Below are 15,581 nucleotides of genomic sequence, written 5' to 3' on the forward strand. Positions count from 1 at the left end.
GGCCCGGTTTCCTGGCTCTTACCAGTAAGGAGGTGATGGCGTGGCGATCAGACCTGTCTGCTCACACGTGAGACCGTAGACGGAGGTGTGCTGAGGTGACAGGAATCAGACCCGTCTCCGCCCAAACACCAATAACCCAGCTGTCAGCGGAACGCTGGACTCCTCCGAAACACTGTAGTCACAGAGTGGTACCATTTCCCAGAATGATATCGGAAGGACCATACTTAGATAGCACACACCTTTACAAATATCTTACGTCCGGAAATTAGAGGCAAAATGAACTATCATTCTTCGTTCCTCTTGCGCGACACCCCGGTAGTTCAATTCATAAAATAGGGATATTTTCGCCGGATATAGGTGAAGGTTTATATAAGGAGCAGGCATGGACATAGAAATGCTGCAGGCCAAGATTCATCGAGCTCGGGTAACCCAAGCGGAATTAGACTACGTCGGGAGCATCACCGTCGATCAGGAACTCTTGGAAGCCGCAGGAATCCGGGAATACCAAAAGGTACAGGTCGTCGATATCGACAACGGTGCACGCTTTGAGACCTACACGATTGCCGGCGATCGGGGCAGTGGGATGATCTGCCTCAATGGAGCCGCCGCCCGCTGCGCCGCCGTCAATGACAAGGTCATCATCATGGCTTACGGCCACTATCAGCCGCAGGACCTCGATGGTTACGCACCTAAGGTCGTCTTTGTTGACGAAAACAACCATGTTGCCCAAGTCGCCCACTACGAAAAACACGGCCAGTTGAGCCAGAACGAATCGGAGTCGAAATGAAGGTTGCCGAAACAGTAAACGAAGTCCGTGAGTTTCTGAAGACGCACAAATCTACTGGGCAAACCACTGGCCTCGTTCCAACCATGGGGGCCCTCCACGAGGGGCACTTGAGCCTGATTCGACAGGCCAAGAAAGAGAATGACCTCGTTGTCGTTTCAATCTTCGTCAACCCCACCCAGTTCGGCCCAGATGAGGACTTCGACCTCTATCCCCGGGTATTTGACGACGACCTACTCAAGTGTAAAGACGCAGGAGTCGATCTCGTTTTCCATCCTGCCCCAGAGGAAATGTACACACAGCACAAGACCTACATCCAGGTCGAGGACCTGTCACGAAAACTCTGCGGAGTCAGCCGGCCTATCCATTTTCGGGGAGTCTGCACCATAGTGGCCAAACTCTTCAATATTACTCATCCTGATCGAGCCTACTTCGGCCAAAAAGACGCCCAACAACTCTTGATTATCAAGAAAATGGTCAAAGACTTGAACTTTGACGTCGACATCGTCGGCTGCCCGATCATCAGAGAAGAGGATGGCCTGGCTAAATCGTCAAGGAACCGCTACCTGAACGACCAGGAAAGAAAGGACGCGACGGTCCTCTACCGGGCAATCGAAGAAGGTAAACACCTCATCCGAAAGGACATGACGGCAACTGACCTAACCCACGCCATGGAGGCCGTCATTAAAACGGTCCCTTCAGCCAGGATCGATTACCTTGAAGTGGTCGACATGGATACCTTGGAAGCCGTTGAAACCATCGATCGAGACGTCCTCGTCGCCATGGCGGTCTATCTGGGGTCAGCGCGGTTGATCGATAACTTCATCTACTCCGTGAGCCATGAGTAAATTCCAAACATTTGCCAACCTTATTGTTAATCACCTGATCCTATGGATTCTCCTCCTTTCACTGATTGCCTTCAGCTTTCCGAGGTACTTTTCCTGGCTCACAGATTAAACCTCAATTTTCCTTGGCATCGCAATGTTCGGGATGGGAACCACGATCCGAATTGAGGACTTAAAGGAAATCGTCCGGCACCCTAAGGCCATCGCGATTGGGGTTATAGCGCAGTTTCTGACGGAGCAGACGTTGCCCTATCGGTTTCCATGACGACGGTGTCCACCCTTCTCGCGCCCTTCCTCACTCCTCTCTTCGTCTACTTTTTGGCCGGTACTTTCGTTGAGGTCTCTCTCCTATCGATGTTTTTGACCGTCGTCAAGGTCATTCTCATCCCAGTTATCCTAGGGATCATCATCAACCGGGCCTTCGGGAAAAACATGGCGAAAGTCAGGCCGACTCTCCCCCTGGTGTCCTCCCTCGCCATCATTTTGATTGTCGCGGGAATCATTGCGCAAAATTCTGGCATGATTGTGGAAAGTGGCCTGATGGTTACCGGAGTTGTCTTCCTCCACAATCTTCTTGGCCTAACCTGTGGGCTTGTGTTCTCCAAAATCTGCAGACTTCCCTACAAGCAGGCAAGTGCCGTAGCCATTGAAGTCGGAATGCAGAATAGCGGCTTAGCCATCTCATTAGCTGCCGCTAATTTTGCCACCACCCCGTTAGCTACTTTGCCAGGTGCCATCTTTTCCGTGGTTCATAATCTGACAGGATCAGTCTTTGCCTACTTTAGAAGAAGAAATATCACAAGGCAATTAACTCATAATGGCTCTTCATAAACACGGGCGTAAGCATAGACCATGAAGACCCAGGGCCTTACACACAGGCCATTAAGCAACTCCCAATCCCCATCATGTCTGCCACCTACACCATCCCTAATACGATCAACAACCTCATGAACCGCAACACCTACATAAATGAAATTACTATGCCATCATTTCGCTGTTCACGATACCGAGTTACTTGTCAAACCGGTGGTCGCTGTCTGGGAATGAACGCGAGCGGACGGCCTCGTTGTACGCCGTAGCCGCGTCCTTCAACGCCTTACCGACCTGTCCAAAGACCTTGACAAAAGACGGCTGCCAATCCGTCATCGCAGCCATATCCGTCCAAACAAGCACCTGACCGTCGGTGTCTTCACCAGCACCGATACCAATCGTTGGGATAACCAGCTCGTCAGTTATTTCTTTCGCCACCGGAGCTGGAACCATTTCTAGGACCACAGCGATCGCACCGGCCTCTTGAACAGCGCGTGCGTCTTCCTTGACCACGTCCGACGCCGACCCACGACCTTGAACACGCGGACCACCCAAGGCGTTCTCTGACTGCGGCGTATACCCAACATGCGCGACGACGTTAATCCCGGCGTCGACGATCGCGCGAATCGTGGACGCCATACGTATCCCGCCCTCAAGCTTGACCGCGTTCGCCCCAGCCTTAATGAGCTTAACCGCGTTAGAGATAGCCTCAGCTGTGGAACTTTCGTAGGAACCAAATGGAAGATCAGCAACAATAAAAGCGCGTTTGGCACCACGCGCAACTGCACCGGTTGCCACAGTCATTTCCGGCATTCCAATAGAAATCGTCGAGTCATAACCGAGAGTTGCGTTTGCGTGCGAATCTCCGATAAGAAGCATGTCAGTTCCAGCTTCATCGAAGATACGAGCAGTCAGCGCGTCATACGAAGTGAGCATTGTGATCGGCTGGCCGGCTTGCTTCATCTTCGCTAAATGATGTGCTCGTACCCGCTTGGTTGCCATGATAATCCTTTCGAAACTCTCACTACTGCGAGGCTGCCGTTAACAATTCTCTGCTTATTTTTAGAACGTCTATAATATAGTGACTTTCGTCTTGTATCCGACGATTTCCTGAGCAAACACCGGGAATACTTGTGATGGTAACCATCGCTGGGTGTGCTATCAACCTCGATAACTCACTGCGGCTAGCTATAACATTTTAGCGCGCTAACCCTCTCATAATAACGGAGCGCCGATGTTTCCAAAGTCACCACGCCCTCCAAAGACCACGCAAACGGCTTTATTCTAGTACGCAGCTACCGGCAGCAACGACCGCTGCCCCTATGACACGCCCTCAGCCCTGGGCCACACGGGGATCCATGGCGACGTCACCGCCTCAGCCACCTATCGCTCAGTGAACCATTCAGGATGGTCTCGCCGTGCGTCGGCCATGATCTGAGAAAACTCTCCGCTGTACTCCCCGTCGTGGATCGCCATTGCAACTGGCATGGGTACCAAGCCGAGCCAGTCGTTGCTGTCGTCAGCCGCCGTGATTTCCGCCATAGTAACCGGCGATGTTTTCTGGTACATGACCACGTTGCCGGGAAAGCACGCTTCAATGTAATACTTTTCACCATCTCGAGTGAATGAACCAGCATCATCCCATTCCCAAACGCTTCCCACAAACGCCAGGAATCCCACGACACAGCTGAGCACCAAAGCCGCGACTGTGGCGAGCGCACCCCCAATACGCCACACCCGCGTCCGCTGGGGCATACGCACACACTCCGCGATGACCTCCACAGCGAGGACGACAAGGCACAGATCGACGACAGCGATTATGGTGTTATTGACAACCGGAATAAAATGGTTGAACGATATCACCACCGCGACAGCGATGAGCAACACCACTGAAATCACAGCAGCGAATCGGAGTTTCTTCACGGGCGGAATTTTAATCTGCGCCTATGCCCCCGGACGCGCCCCTGCCTCCCGAGTGAGCGACACTGCGACCGCATCCAATGCGACCTTGACGGTTCCGACCAAGACCCCGCCCATAACCACCGGCGCAAGAGCGGCACCGATAACTGCGAGGGGCTGTCGACGTCCGGGGTGACGAATCTCCTTGCTGGCGGCCAGATTGGCCATGATGACGGCAGTTTGGATTCCCAGGGCCTGAGCCGTCGCCGCGATGTCAGCCCCGTCATCTTTCCCGACCCAGCGCGGGTAAAGGGCCGCCACCGTGGCAACTCCGGTAATTGTGAGGGCTGCTGCCACACCGCCCATGTATGTACGGGGTTTCCCACCGAAAGACCACGACGTCGCCACCCGATCTGCCTTGACGAACCCGAGTGCCGCAGCGCTGGCAAGCCCCGCACCCACCCACGGAGCAATAACCAACCCACGACGCAGGTTCTCGGGAACATACTCGTTGAGGTCAGGCAGGGAATCATCGGGACGAATGAGTCCCATACGCACAGCGACGGCGCCTAAGTTCAGATCCCACCCAATCCCCACGGCTCGCGGCACCAACAGTGATGGGTTTTCAGGCTCGAAACTGCGCAATGCAATCCGGGGATCCTTCCCCCACGGTGTACCGACAGGAATTCCAAACAGCCGACGCACACCCTCGTCGTCTCGACTCCAGATCTTCATGACTCCTCCTTGTCAGATGTGTTGTGGATGACATGTGTGGCACGGGTAACGGCTGTGGCAACGCGCGACCACTCATCGATGAGTTCTCTCAAATGGTCCTGCCCCGTGGATGTAAGGCGATAAACCTTGCGCGGAGGTCCTGATGGCGACTCCTGCCACTCAGCTGAAACCAAATCACCGCGACGTAGCCGATTGAGCAGCGGGTAGAGGGTCCCCTGGGAAACGCCCAGCCGCGCCTCATTTTCGAGTCTGTCCACGAGCTCCCCGCCGTAGGACGGTTTGCTCGCCAGCAACCCGAGGACGACGAGTTCAAGCGCCCCTTTGCGAAGTTGCGATTCCGCCACGATGTCTCTCCTCAGCCCACTAGCTTGGATAACACTGTACCATGCATTACCTCGTAGTGGGGTCAGGTGTCCCACCGCCCTCTGAATCCGGTTTTCACCCTCGGTGACGCGACCCGCCCTTGGATTCAGCGCAGATTTTTCAGCCCCTTTCCCAGGGTTGAAATCAGGTGTTCGATAAACCCTTCCGCGTCGACGTCACACAGCAGATCGACGTTGGGTTCCTTACCCCAGCGCCCCAACTCGTCGCCCACGGTTTGGCCACGGGTCAGCGTACCGGCCAGCTCGACGTCAACAGCTAACGGGCGCGTCGTCGCAAACCGGCCCGTCACCGCATGAGCAACGACGAGCGGATCATGCAGGTAGGCGCACCAACCCAGCCCGTCGGCCTGGTGAAACTCGAAGTAAAACCGCAAAGCGTCAGCCAGCACGGCAACAATCGGGTGATCTCCCAGATCTGCCACGGCCTGACGGTGGCGCTCCTCCAGCCTGATCCCCTCAGTGGCCTGCAGAGCTCCCAACACGACTCGCTTGGACGCCTTCCCCCACGCCTGGAAGGTTTCGTGACCCGCTTCCGGGTCCACCGCGATGTTCCATTCACTCGTCGGCCCCGTATTGCCACGGTGATTAATCGCCCCGCCCATGACATGCAGACGCTTGAGCAACGTAGGCAATTCCGGTTCCACACGCAACGCCAGGGCAAGATTCGTCAGCGGCCCGGTGACGATACCGACGAGCTGCCCGGGATATTTCCGAGCGAGATCAACCCACAGCTGCGCGCCACTGCGCTCATCGGGACGACGCCTGCACTCCCCCAACTCGGCGTGGCCCAGACCATGCGGTCCGTGAGTCTCCTCGGCGGTCATCATCGGCTCGACCAACGGCTCGTCTGCCCCGCGCGCCACCGGGGCGTCCATACCGAGCAATTCGGTCAGACCCAAGGCATTACGCAGCACATCGTCCTGCCCGACATTGCCAGCTGTCGTCACCACCCCGACGGTCTCGACGTCACTGCGACACGCCAGATAGGCCAGCGCGAAGGCGTCATCAATCCCAGGGTCACAGTCAAGCAAAACCGGCAAGGAAGGTGCGAACATGACGTCAGAATAGAGCCCGTCTGGACCGCCAGACATTTATAGTCGCGCTCTTACCCCGAGGGTTTCGACCAGGGCGATTGAGACCAGGACGACCGCGCCCCGAACACGCGATCAGCCTCACCGTCATCTGCGTCTCCTCGACAACCGCGTGTATGCGCCTACGGTTTGGCCATGAGTTCTGTGGGGAGGACACTTAGCCTGGTCAGACCAAGTCGTCAGCTCAGTGTTGGACCGCACTGCCGAGCAAGTGTGAGGAAGTCATGACCGTCAAGGATAAGGAACCGTCCCGCGCTGAGAGGATCCTTGCGGGCACCATCGCGTTTACGCTCTCCATGGCCGTGGTATTCGCAATCGTAGCGATCTTCATCGGTTGGCGATGGTCGCTGAGGATGTTCGTCGCAGTCCTCCTCATCGGAATCCCCGGCGAAATTCTGCTGCAACTCATGGGCGAGGACGGAATACTCCCGCGCAGCAAGGGCAAACTGCGGTGGACGAGATCTGAGCGCCTGCTCATTTTGACCCTCATCCTCGCCGCTTGGGCAGTGATCGTTCTTGCCCTCACCGCCCTCATCCAACCGTGGTACGGCGCCGTCGGGGAAATGGCGTGGGTCATGGTGATCGGGATCCTCGCGATCCTCATCCAGGGGATCCGGGACACCCGGAAGAAGAAGTCCTAGCCCCTCGCCATGATCGCAGCGCCGAGACTCCTCCCTGGCGGCCTTTTGTACCTCTCACGCCAGGTGCTCAGGACGTCGGAGACCGTCGGCTGCTTGTCCGCGGGAACGCCGGACTGGAACTCGTCGTCGTGGATCTCCATGTCGAAGTGGGCCAACACAGCACGTACTCTCCTCTAGGGAGGCCTAGACCCCTTGGAATTGTCGAACATGTCGTCAGGTGGGTGGGCAGGATAGTCTGGCCACACTGGCCACATAGGCTGGATCCATCGAGATTGTGGGGCAATGGCTGCTTTGCAGATACCAATCCGATCGGCGCGACCGGTCACTGGCCCACACCTGCAGCACGAATCTCACCAGGAAAGGAAGCGTTGACCATGAAGATCAACGACAACGGCCCCAAACCGAACGCCTTCGACATCGAGACCGCAACGAAGGAGAACACGAACTACCGCACCACCGCCTGGACCGGTAAGTACCTGCAGGTGACGCTCATGTCCATCCCGGTGGGAGAGTCCATCGGCCTGGAGGCCCACCCCGACACCGATCAGTTCCTGCGCCTGGACTCCGGCAAGGGGCGCTGCGTCATGGGACCGGCTGAGGATCAGCTCGACTTCCAGCAGGACGTCAGCGACGGCTGGTCCGTCCAGGTCCCGGCCGGCACCTGGCACGACGTCATCAACACCGGTGACGAGCCGATGCAGGTCTACGCCATCTACGCCCCGGTCCACCACACCCCGGGCATCGTCCAGGAGACCGCCGCCAAGGCTGAGGAGGACGAAAAGTCCGGAGCCGACGTCCCACCGGAGTGGAGCGTCCAACCCGACAAGACCGCTGACGATCTGCACGCCTGAGGAATACCATCCGTCAGAGACCAGGCCGTCGCCCTCGTTGGCGACGTCCTGGTCTCTGACGGAACGACGTCATCACCGGTGTCACCGCCCCGACACATGGATCTCCCTCATCGACCGCGCGATCCTCGGATTCGCCGGGGCCTGCCTGGCCATGGCATCGATCGAGGCCGTCACTGTCGTACTGACCGGCCGAGACCGTCAGCTCACCCTGGCCTTCAACTCCGCAAGCTGGGCCGTCGTCGCCCTCGACTTGTGGAGGCGGGATCGCGGGATGGGGATGCTGCAGGAGGATTCGCGGTCTGGGAATGCGATCACTTCTGTGCGACCGAGCCAGGAAACAGCCCGAACTCCATGCCGGCGATGATGAACTCAACCTTGAGATCGAGGTTGCCGCGCTCACCCATCGACTGCACCCCGAACACATCCGGATGCCCTGCCGTCATCTCCCCGATCCTCTCAACGCCGGTCCGTCCTCCTTCATCAGCGGTCAGATAAGGCTGGATCGACACAAAGGTCTCCAAGGTGATGTCCCCGACGAAGTCGAAGGCGAAAGCAGCCCCCTCGACCCCTCCGGGGATACCAAGCTCTGCCAGTCTCTGCACGATCGCCGCGATACGAGGCATCGCTGCCCCGAAGGCCTCTGGCTGAGCCATGAGCACCAGCGGAGCCTCTGGATACCGCTCGCACAACGCCCACTGGCGGTCGACAACCTGGCGCAGGGCGTCCTGCCAATTGGAGACGTCGGGATCCGGCTCGATGTCCACCGCGATCTCCGCAATTGCGGCCAACTGCAATTCCTGACGAGAACTGAACTCCCGGTACAGGGCGGTGGCCTTCACCCCGAGACGATCAGCGACAGCCCTCAGGGTGAAGGTCTCGATGCCCTCGGCCAGGGCCGCGTCAATCGCCTGACGTCGCGTGAACGCAGGCTTGCGCCCTGGCCGTTTGCTAATCATTCACGGCCCACGAGCGACCACCCCTCGGCCCGCTCCCGGGCATGCCACAGATCGGCGTAGACACCGCCGCTGGCAATGAGGTCGTCATGGGTTCCCACCTGGCAAACCCTACCGTTGCGGTCAATGACGACGATGCGATCCGCCGAACGGATGGTGTCGAGCTTGTGGGCGATGACGAGGATTGTCGAGGACTCGCGCAGCTGGGCCAGGGCGGCCTCGACGTGGGCCTCGTTCTCGGGATCGAGTGCGGAGGTGGCCTCGTCGAACAGCAGGATCGGGGCGCGTTTCAGCAAGGCGCGAGCCACCGAAACCCGTTGCCGTTCACCGCCAGACAGACGACGACCCCCCTCACCGACGCTGGCATCCCATCCACCGGGCAGGCGAGCTGCGATCTCGTCGACCCCGGCCAGGGATCCTGCCTCCCAGACCTGCTCGTCAGTGGCATTCGGGTCACCGATGCGAATGTTCTCCGCCAGGGTGGAGTCGTAGAGGTAGACGTCCTGGAAGACCATGGCGAGCTGACTCATGAGCTGCTCGGTCGTCTGGTCGCGCACGTCCACTCCCCCGACACGCACCGTCCCCAAGTCGACGTCCCAGAACCGCGCCATGAGCCGGAACAGGGTCGTCTTGCCGGCCCCCGAGGGGCCGACAATGGCCGTCAATCCCCCAGCGGGAGCAGCAAAGGTGACGTCATGGATGACGGGATGATCCTTGTCGTAGCCAAAGGAGACGTCCTCGAGGGACACCTCCCCGGGAGCGGAGAGCTCGACCAGGTGCGCAGGCTCGGGCAGCACCTCAGCCGAGAGGATCTCGTCGACCTCACTGACCGGCTTGCGCGCGGTTTCGACGGACAGAGCAGCCGAGACGACGTCCTCCAACACCTTGGCGTAGCGCAGCGAGACGCCGACGAAAGCAACCGTCGCGACCGGGGCGAGGGTGCCGTTGCTGCCCATGCGCGCGGCCAGCACGATAAGGACGACCGCGACCGCCTGGGCACCCAGACCCGAGAGGAAGCTCGCCGTCACGCCCAGCCCCAGACCCTTACGAGCGGCGCGTTCATTGGCCCGGCGTGCATTCCGAAGCGGCTCGTAGCCCTCGGCTCGTCCGGCGGCCCTCAGCACTGGTTGGGTCTCACAGAACTCGACGATGCGGGCTGCCAGTTCCTGCTCGGTCGGCTGGACCACCGACTCACCGCGAAGCCGCAAGGCCCGCGAGGCGATCATGATCAGACACATCGCAGGCATCGAGATGAGCAGGGACAACCCCAACTGCCACGACCAGAACCACGAGAGCACCATCATGACGACGGTGGTCGTGGCACCGCGCACGAGTGGGGCGGTGAAATGTGCCAACCCCTCGCCCATGTGCATGAGTCCCTGAGTGAGAAGGCGGGACAGGCGGCCGGGGAAACTCGAACGGAACCATCCCAGTGGCAGGCTCGCCACCTGGTCGCCGATGCGCACGCTGAGTTTTCCCATGACATCCATCGCGGCGAGATAGCCGATCCTCGACTGGAAGTACGTCACGACGGCCCCGGCAACGGCCAGGGCGACGAGCAGCCACACCCAGCCCTGCCAGGTCAGTCCCATCGAGGGTCCACCCTCGACGAATGCCGTGATCGTCGGAATGATGGCGAACAGGCCAACTCCCTCGAGGACTCCCTGGACACCTGCCAGCCACAGGGAGCGACGGAACTTGGCAGCCCCTTCCTCGGTGAGAAGGGGCCTGAAGGTGTTCAGGAGCAGGATGTCGCCCGCCCAGGAAAGGCGGGAGTTCATGGTCGTGGTCATTGAGTGTCTCCTTCCATCGCTCGCCCTGCCGACAGACGCGCCCAGTAGGGCTGGTCGGCCAATTCCTCGGACGAACCGCAAGCTACGATGCAACCGCCCTCCATGACGCAGATGACGTCAGCTCCGGCCACCGACTCGGCGTGGTGACCGATGGCGAGCACAGTTCGGCCCCGGGCCAGTGCAGCCAGGGCCTGCTGGATCTCCGCCTCGCAGTCGGGATCGGTGGCGGCCGTCGCCTCGTCGAGCACGAGGATCGGGGCGTCGGCGAGCACAGCACGGGCGATCGACAGCCGCTGCTTCTGACCACCCGAGAAATCGGTGTCCTCACCCAGGACGGTGTCGAAACCCTTCGGCAGTGCGTCGATGTCGTCAAGAATGTGGGCGGCACGAGCAGCCTCGCGCACCTGGTCGTCGGTGGCGTCGGGACGAGCCAAGGTGATGACGTCACGAATGGACCGACGCTGCATGTACGGGTCCTGGAGGACGAAGGACACCAACCGGTAGAGGTCATTCTGGGCGAGGTCCTTGAGGTCGACGCCACCGATGCGCACCACTCCGGAATCCGGGTCGCGGAAGCGGGCGAGCATCGTCGCCAAGGTCGACTTGCCGGACCCCGACGGCCCGACCAGAGCCGTGACAGTTCCTGGACGCAGTGTCAGGTTGACATGACTCAGCGCCGGAATGACGCCGTCAGGGGTGAGGTAGGAGGAGCTGACGTCGTCGAAGGTGACCGTCATGTCGTCAGGAATCCGCACGCTGACCTGTGGATGGCTGATCTGCTCGATGGACAGCACGTCCTGCAGACGCAGAGCCGCGTTGCCGGCCTGTTGGTAACCCCATGCCATGTTGCCCAGTACCTCGATGGTGCGCGGCAGGACCAGGGCGATGAGTGAACAGGTGAGGACGTCGGTGACGCCCACCCAGCCGGCCTTGGCCATGAGTAGACCGAATCCCAGGTTGATCGCCATGAGAGCTGCCACCGAGATCACCGACAGAGACAGGGCCGACGCCTTGATGAGCGGGCCACACCAGTCCCAGTAGAACCGGGCGAACTCCTCGCAGGCCTCGGTGAAGCGACGATGGGCCTTGCCGGTCTGTCCGAAATTCTTGACGACGTGGATCCCTTCCGTCAGCTCGATCGACGAGGACGAGAGGTCGGCGAGCTTGTCGTCCATCTCGGCGGTCCTGGTGGCCATGTCTCGCATCGTCACCCACTGCAGCAGGGCGTAAATCGGGAAGGTGGCGATGGAGAGAAATCCCAGCCGCCAGTCCACCACGAAGGCATAGACGAGCAGTACGAGCGGAACTCCCACGGCTGCGGTTTGCTCAACGGGCGCATGGGCGACGAGCGTGTGGATCTGGACGGTGTCGTCCTGGATGGCCTTGCGCACCCGACCGGTTGACGACGAGCTGAACCAGGCCAGTGGGGCCTTCGAGATACGGTCGATGATGCGGTCCTGGAGTATGTTGCGCAGCTTGATGTCGGCGATGTGAGTGATGACGAGGGCCAACACGTAGAGCAGGGCCTGGAGGCAGAAGGCCATCCACAGCACATTGGCGGTGCGGGTGAGCGCCTCGTGGTCGACGTAGTCACCTAGCAGGATCGCGCCGAGTCTCGTCAGGGCGACGTACGGGGCAAGAGCGACGATGCAGGACGCAATGACGAGGATCCGCGCGATCAGGACGTACTCGCGGATAGGTTTCATGATCGACGACAGGGCTTTGCCACCGGCACGGTGTTTGGTCTGGTAGTCGCGAATATCTTCCGGTGCGGCAGCGCCGGGGCACACCTGCGGGGACGTGGAGGTCTCGCTCACTTCGTCAGTCCTGCCCGCTGGAAGTGCTTGCGACCCACCTTGATGCCCAACCAGCCACCGGCCAGCCCCAGCAGGAAGACGATGACGGCCCATCCCGCCACCAGGCCAGGTGTGAAGAGTTCCCGCATCTTGTTGGAGTAGTCGGCACCCATCTGCTCGGTGATCATGGCGTAGTACTCGTCGGTATTCACGAGCATCGGGATGAGCGGCACGATCATCCACAGCTCGAACACGGCATACCCGAGCATCGCGCGGCTCATCGTGAGACGGGTGCTGCGGCCGGCATTGGTGATGATGTCGGAGAGGAATCCGAGCACTATTCCGGCCGGGATCATCCAGATGGTGAGCCCCGGACTCATACCGAGCCCGACGAGCAGACCAGTGATCGTCATGGTGCCAATTTTCGGCACCCGTGCAACTGACAACATGAGGATGATGCCGCCCAGCAGGATGCCCAGGATCCAACCGACGAACATGAAGGCCGGACCGGCGAAACCGATCATGCCGCAGGCGTAGAAGACGACGAAGAAGATCACCGCGAAGATGGCGATACTCACCAGGTCACGCGTTGTCAGACGGGGTTTCATGATTGTCCTTTCAGAGTGGTGATGTTGATGAGGTAATCCCCACATCGGGCCATGAGCTCCGGGTCGTGGGTGATGACGATGACGACCTTCCCAGCGGTCGCGAGATCACTGACGAGGTCAGCGATCGAGGTGAGGTGACGAAAATCGACACCCGATGTGGGCTCGTCGAAGATGACGACCTCCTTGTCCTGAGCGATGGTGGCCGCCACGACGAGGCGCTGGGCCTGCCCACCGGACAGTGACAAGGGGTGACGGTCACGTTGGCCGACCAGGTCGAGACGTTCCAGGAGCGCCGGGACGTTGGCGGCATCGCGTTGGCGCGGGTCCAGACCGAGGGTGACTTCCCGCTCCACCGACTCGCTGAACAGCTGACGGCGGACGTCCTGCATGACCATCCCGCACGATTTCTGCCTCCTGCCGGTGCTCCACGGCTCTCCCATGCCGATACGGGCGCTGGGCGGGGACTTTTCGAGCCCGCAGATCAGTCGGGCCAAGGTCGATTTGCCCGCGCCATTGGGACCGGTGAGGATCGTCACCGCTCCGGCCGGCAGGAAGAGGGAGTCGACGTCGAGAATCGTCGGGCCATGCCCGTAAGAGAAGGACAGGTGCTCGACCATCAGCCCAGTCGGGAGTTTTGGGCCATCGGTGTTGGAGGAGGCTGCGGCGGTCGGCGGCTCGGGTATGTCCACCGGGACGACATCGACGGCGCGGAGGCCACGTTCGGTCCGTTCCATGTCCGTCAGGCTGAAAAGATCATCGCCGGTCATGGTTTCGGCGACCCTGCCGTCAGAAATGCGATGAACGACGTCGACCATCCCACGGAAGAGGTGCAGCCGATGCTCGGCAATGACCAGCGTCTTCCCGGAGGCCTTCAGCTGGGCGACGAGGTGGCGAAAATCGTCGATTCCCTCGGCAGAGAGATTCGAGGTCGGCTCATCGAAGAGGAGCAGATCGACGTCAGTGACCAGGGCACAGGCACACGCGACGCGCTGCAACTCCCCTCCCGAGAGGGTGTCGAACCGCCTGTCGAGCAGGTGTGCGATGCCGGTCTGGCCGACTGCCCGAGTCATAGCGTCGCGGATCTCAGACGGGTCGACCCCGTAATTCTCCAGCCCGAAAGCCAGCTCGGTTCGCACGCTGGAGGTGAAGAACTGGGTGCGAGGATTCTGGAAGATCATCGCCGAGGTGCGCCCGACGTCGTGGAGTTCGACCCCGGCCAGATCAATGCCGTCCACCTCCACCTTGCCACGCATGGTGTCCTCGAAAAACTTCGGGACAAGGCCATTCATCGTCCGCAGCAGGGTGGACTTCCCCGATCCTGATTCCCCAATGAGCAGGGTCAGGGTCCCGGGCCGGATCGTCATGGTGATGTCCCGGAGCTGGTCCACGACCTCTCGGTCGGGCGTGGGGCCGTCGTCGAACGGGGACCCGTCGAGGTCAGGGACCGGGTAGGAGTAGGAGACGTCGGTCAGGCTGACGCTCATGCGATCACCTCGGTCACGCGCCAGGCAATCAACGCGACCAAAACCGTCAGTACGACGGCGTCACCGACACGGAAACGACTCGGGTCCAGGGTGGACCGGGATTTTTGTGCACCCAGCCCCTTGATGATGGCTGCAGCGGAGAGCTCGTCGGCGATCCGGGCAGCCGAGGCCAGGAAGGGGATGACGACGTATTCCCCCGTACGCAGCGGGTGGCGCATGGTTGAGCGGGCGCCGGGTCTCAGGCCTCGCAGGGTCATGGCCTGGACGATCGCCCGCAGCTCGCGCACTGCCATCGGGAAGAACCTCACCACGACCATCACCGGGACCTGCACGACCCGCGGCGCACGCATCTGGGTGAGGACTGAACCAACCCGGGTGACGTCGAGAACCTTGATCGCAGCCACTGCCGAGCCGAAGACTCCTGCGAAGCGGAACATCCAGAAAGCGATGAAGACCAGAAATGCGGAGACAGCCGAGTGCCACAGGGCTGGAAGGGCGAAACAGCAGAAGACCCACACCAGGACAAAGGCCAGCCACCCGATCCACGTCGTGGCGCGGGTCGTGAGCACGAGTGACACCGCGACGACACCGAGGCAGGCCAGCACCAGAGGCGTCGACCCCGCTCCCATGAGAAGGACGTTGAGGACGATGACATAGAGGAACAGGGTGCGTGGGTCCACAGCGCCGTGGAACCCCCGAGTGCGGGGCCGATGGGTGGTGGTCAACGCGCTTCCGGCCATGGCGCGGGCCATCGGGAGCGGGTGGATGTCACCTTGTCGGGCCACGGTCACCTCGTCACATTTCATAAGGCAACCCTAACTCATTAGTTATCCTCGTTAACAAATAGCAGTCATTCACGTCCTGGCAAGGAGAGACACTCACAGGCCAGACAGGCGGTCCTACTGGTG

The 15,581-nt window shown here is 60.3% G+C and carries 17 protein-coding genes and 1 pseudogene; 6 read left to right on the forward strand and 12 right to left on the reverse strand.

Translation table 11 applies throughout. The features are described 5' to 3' along the window. Positions 1-382 precede the first annotated feature (382 nt). The 4 genes and pseudogenes from panD to Q4B98_RS04545 form a co-directional block, all read left to right on the forward strand. Positions 383-787, forward strand: coding sequence for an aspartate 1-decarboxylase (gene panD / locus Q4B98_RS04535; protein WP_303195939.1), 405 nt, complete (start codon positions 383-385; stop codon positions 785-787). After that, positions 784-1,632: a pantoate--beta-alanine ligase gene (panC, locus tag Q4B98_RS04540; protein WP_303195940.1), complete on the forward strand. Its 849-nt coding sequence runs from the start codon at positions 784-786 to the stop codon at positions 1,630-1,632. The genes panD and panC overlap by 4 nt, the downstream gene beginning before the upstream one ends. Before the next feature lie 127 nt (positions 1,633-1,759). Continuing rightward, positions 1,760-1,894, forward strand: coding sequence for a hypothetical protein (locus Q4B98_RS10550; RefSeq protein WP_368492313.1), 135 nt, complete (start codon positions 1,760-1,762; stop codon positions 1,892-1,894). After that, positions 1,876-2,460 (forward strand): annotated as a pseudogene (locus tag Q4B98_RS04545) (bile acid:sodium symporter family protein); the annotation flags it as partial. The gene Q4B98_RS10550 and the pseudogene Q4B98_RS04545, both read left to right, overlap by 19 nt. 180 nt (positions 2,461-2,640) lie before the next feature. Here Q4B98_RS04545 and panB read toward each other — a convergent pair. From panB to Q4B98_RS04570, 5 genes are all read right to left on the reverse strand, one after another. After that, positions 2,641-3,441, reverse strand: coding sequence for a 3-methyl-2-oxobutanoate hydroxymethyltransferase (panB, locus tag Q4B98_RS04550; RefSeq protein ID WP_303195941.1), 801 nt, complete (start codon positions 3,439-3,441; stop codon positions 2,641-2,643). 381 nt (positions 3,442-3,822) lie between these two features. Beyond that, the gene (locus tag Q4B98_RS04555) at positions 3,823-4,362 is read right to left on the reverse strand and encodes a hypothetical protein (protein ID WP_303195942.1); all 540 of its coding nucleotides are present in this window, start codon (positions 4,360-4,362) and stop codon (positions 3,823-3,825) included. Positions 4,363-4,383: 21 nt separating this feature from the next. Continuing rightward, positions 4,384-5,073 (reverse strand): DUF5808 domain-containing protein, encoded by a 690-nt coding sequence (locus tag Q4B98_RS04560; RefSeq protein WP_303195943.1) that lies wholly within the window; start codon positions 5,071-5,073, stop codon positions 4,384-4,386. Further along, on the reverse strand, positions 5,070-5,417 hold the full coding sequence (locus Q4B98_RS04565; protein ID WP_303195944.1) for a PadR family transcriptional regulator: 348 nt from the start codon (positions 5,415-5,417) through the stop codon (positions 5,070-5,072). The genes Q4B98_RS04560 and Q4B98_RS04565 overlap by 4 nt, the downstream gene beginning before the upstream one ends. A gap of 125 nt (positions 5,418-5,542) precedes the next feature. Further along, a complete protein-coding gene (locus Q4B98_RS04570) occupies positions 5,543-6,547 on the reverse strand; it encodes a nucleoside hydrolase (RefSeq protein ID WP_368492307.1) in 1,005 nt (334 codons plus the stop codon). A 224-nt stretch (positions 6,548-6,771) separates the two neighbouring features. Between Q4B98_RS04570 and Q4B98_RS04575 the strand changes: the two genes are divergently transcribed. After that, positions 6,772-7,188, forward strand: coding sequence for a hypothetical protein (locus Q4B98_RS04575; protein ID WP_303195945.1), 417 nt, complete (start codon positions 6,772-6,774; stop codon positions 7,186-7,188). On the opposite strand, the gene Q4B98_RS04580 is transcribed toward Q4B98_RS04575, so the two are convergent. Then, complete coding sequence (locus Q4B98_RS04580) at positions 7,185-7,328, reverse strand: thioredoxin (RefSeq protein WP_303196114.1); 144 nt, start codon at positions 7,326-7,328, stop codon at positions 7,185-7,187. The two genes, Q4B98_RS04575 and Q4B98_RS04580, sit on opposite strands and share 4 nt — an antisense overlap. A 234-nt stretch (positions 7,329-7,562) precedes the next feature. Between Q4B98_RS04580 and Q4B98_RS04585 the strand changes: the two genes are divergently transcribed. Next, entirely contained in the window at positions 7,563-8,039 is a 477-nt protein-coding gene (locus Q4B98_RS04585; RefSeq protein WP_002514506.1) for a cupin domain-containing protein, read from the forward strand. Positions 8,040-8,350: 311 nt separating this feature from the next. Here the strand turns inward: Q4B98_RS04585 and Q4B98_RS04590 are convergent, their stop codons facing one another. From Q4B98_RS04590 to Q4B98_RS04615, 6 genes are read right to left on the reverse strand one after another with little or no spacing between them, the layout of a single operon-like run. Continuing rightward, positions 8,351-8,995 carry a TetR/AcrR family transcriptional regulator gene (locus tag Q4B98_RS04590; protein ID WP_303195946.1) on the reverse strand — a complete coding sequence of 215 codons (645 nt, stop codon included), beginning with the start codon at positions 8,993-8,995 and terminating at the stop codon, positions 8,351-8,353. Next, positions 8,992-10,785, reverse strand: a complete 1,794-nt coding sequence (locus Q4B98_RS04595; protein WP_303195947.1) for an ABC transporter ATP-binding protein — start codon at positions 10,783-10,785, stop codon at positions 8,992-8,994. Before Q4B98_RS04595 ends, Q4B98_RS04590 begins: the two co-directional genes overlap by 4 nt. Continuing rightward, positions 10,782-12,602 carry an ABC transporter ATP-binding protein gene (locus tag Q4B98_RS04600; protein WP_303195948.1) on the reverse strand — a complete coding sequence of 607 codons (1,821 nt, stop codon included), beginning with the start codon at positions 12,600-12,602 and terminating at the stop codon, positions 10,782-10,784. The genes Q4B98_RS04595 and Q4B98_RS04600 overlap by 4 nt, the downstream gene beginning before the upstream one ends. Further along, entirely contained in the window at positions 12,599-13,189 is a 591-nt protein-coding gene (locus tag Q4B98_RS04605; protein WP_303195949.1) for an MptD family putative ECF transporter S component, read from the reverse strand. Before Q4B98_RS04605 ends, Q4B98_RS04600 begins: the two co-directional genes overlap by 4 nt. Then, a complete protein-coding gene (locus tag Q4B98_RS04610) occupies positions 13,186-14,673 on the reverse strand; it encodes an ABC transporter ATP-binding protein (protein ID WP_303195950.1) in 1,488 nt (495 codons plus the stop codon). The genes Q4B98_RS04605 and Q4B98_RS04610 overlap by 4 nt, the downstream gene beginning before the upstream one ends. Then, the gene (locus tag Q4B98_RS04615; protein ID WP_303196115.1) at positions 14,670-15,425 is read right to left on the reverse strand and encodes an energy-coupling factor transporter transmembrane component T; all 756 of its coding nucleotides are present in this window, start codon (positions 15,423-15,425) and stop codon (positions 14,670-14,672) included. Before Q4B98_RS04615 ends, Q4B98_RS04610 begins: the two co-directional genes overlap by 4 nt. Between the last annotated feature and the right edge of the window lie 156 nt (positions 15,426-15,581).

The sequence above is a fragment of the Cutibacterium sp. genome, from assembly GCF_030525615.1.
GTDB lineage: Bacteria > Actinomycetota > Actinomycetes > Propionibacteriales > Propionibacteriaceae > Cutibacterium.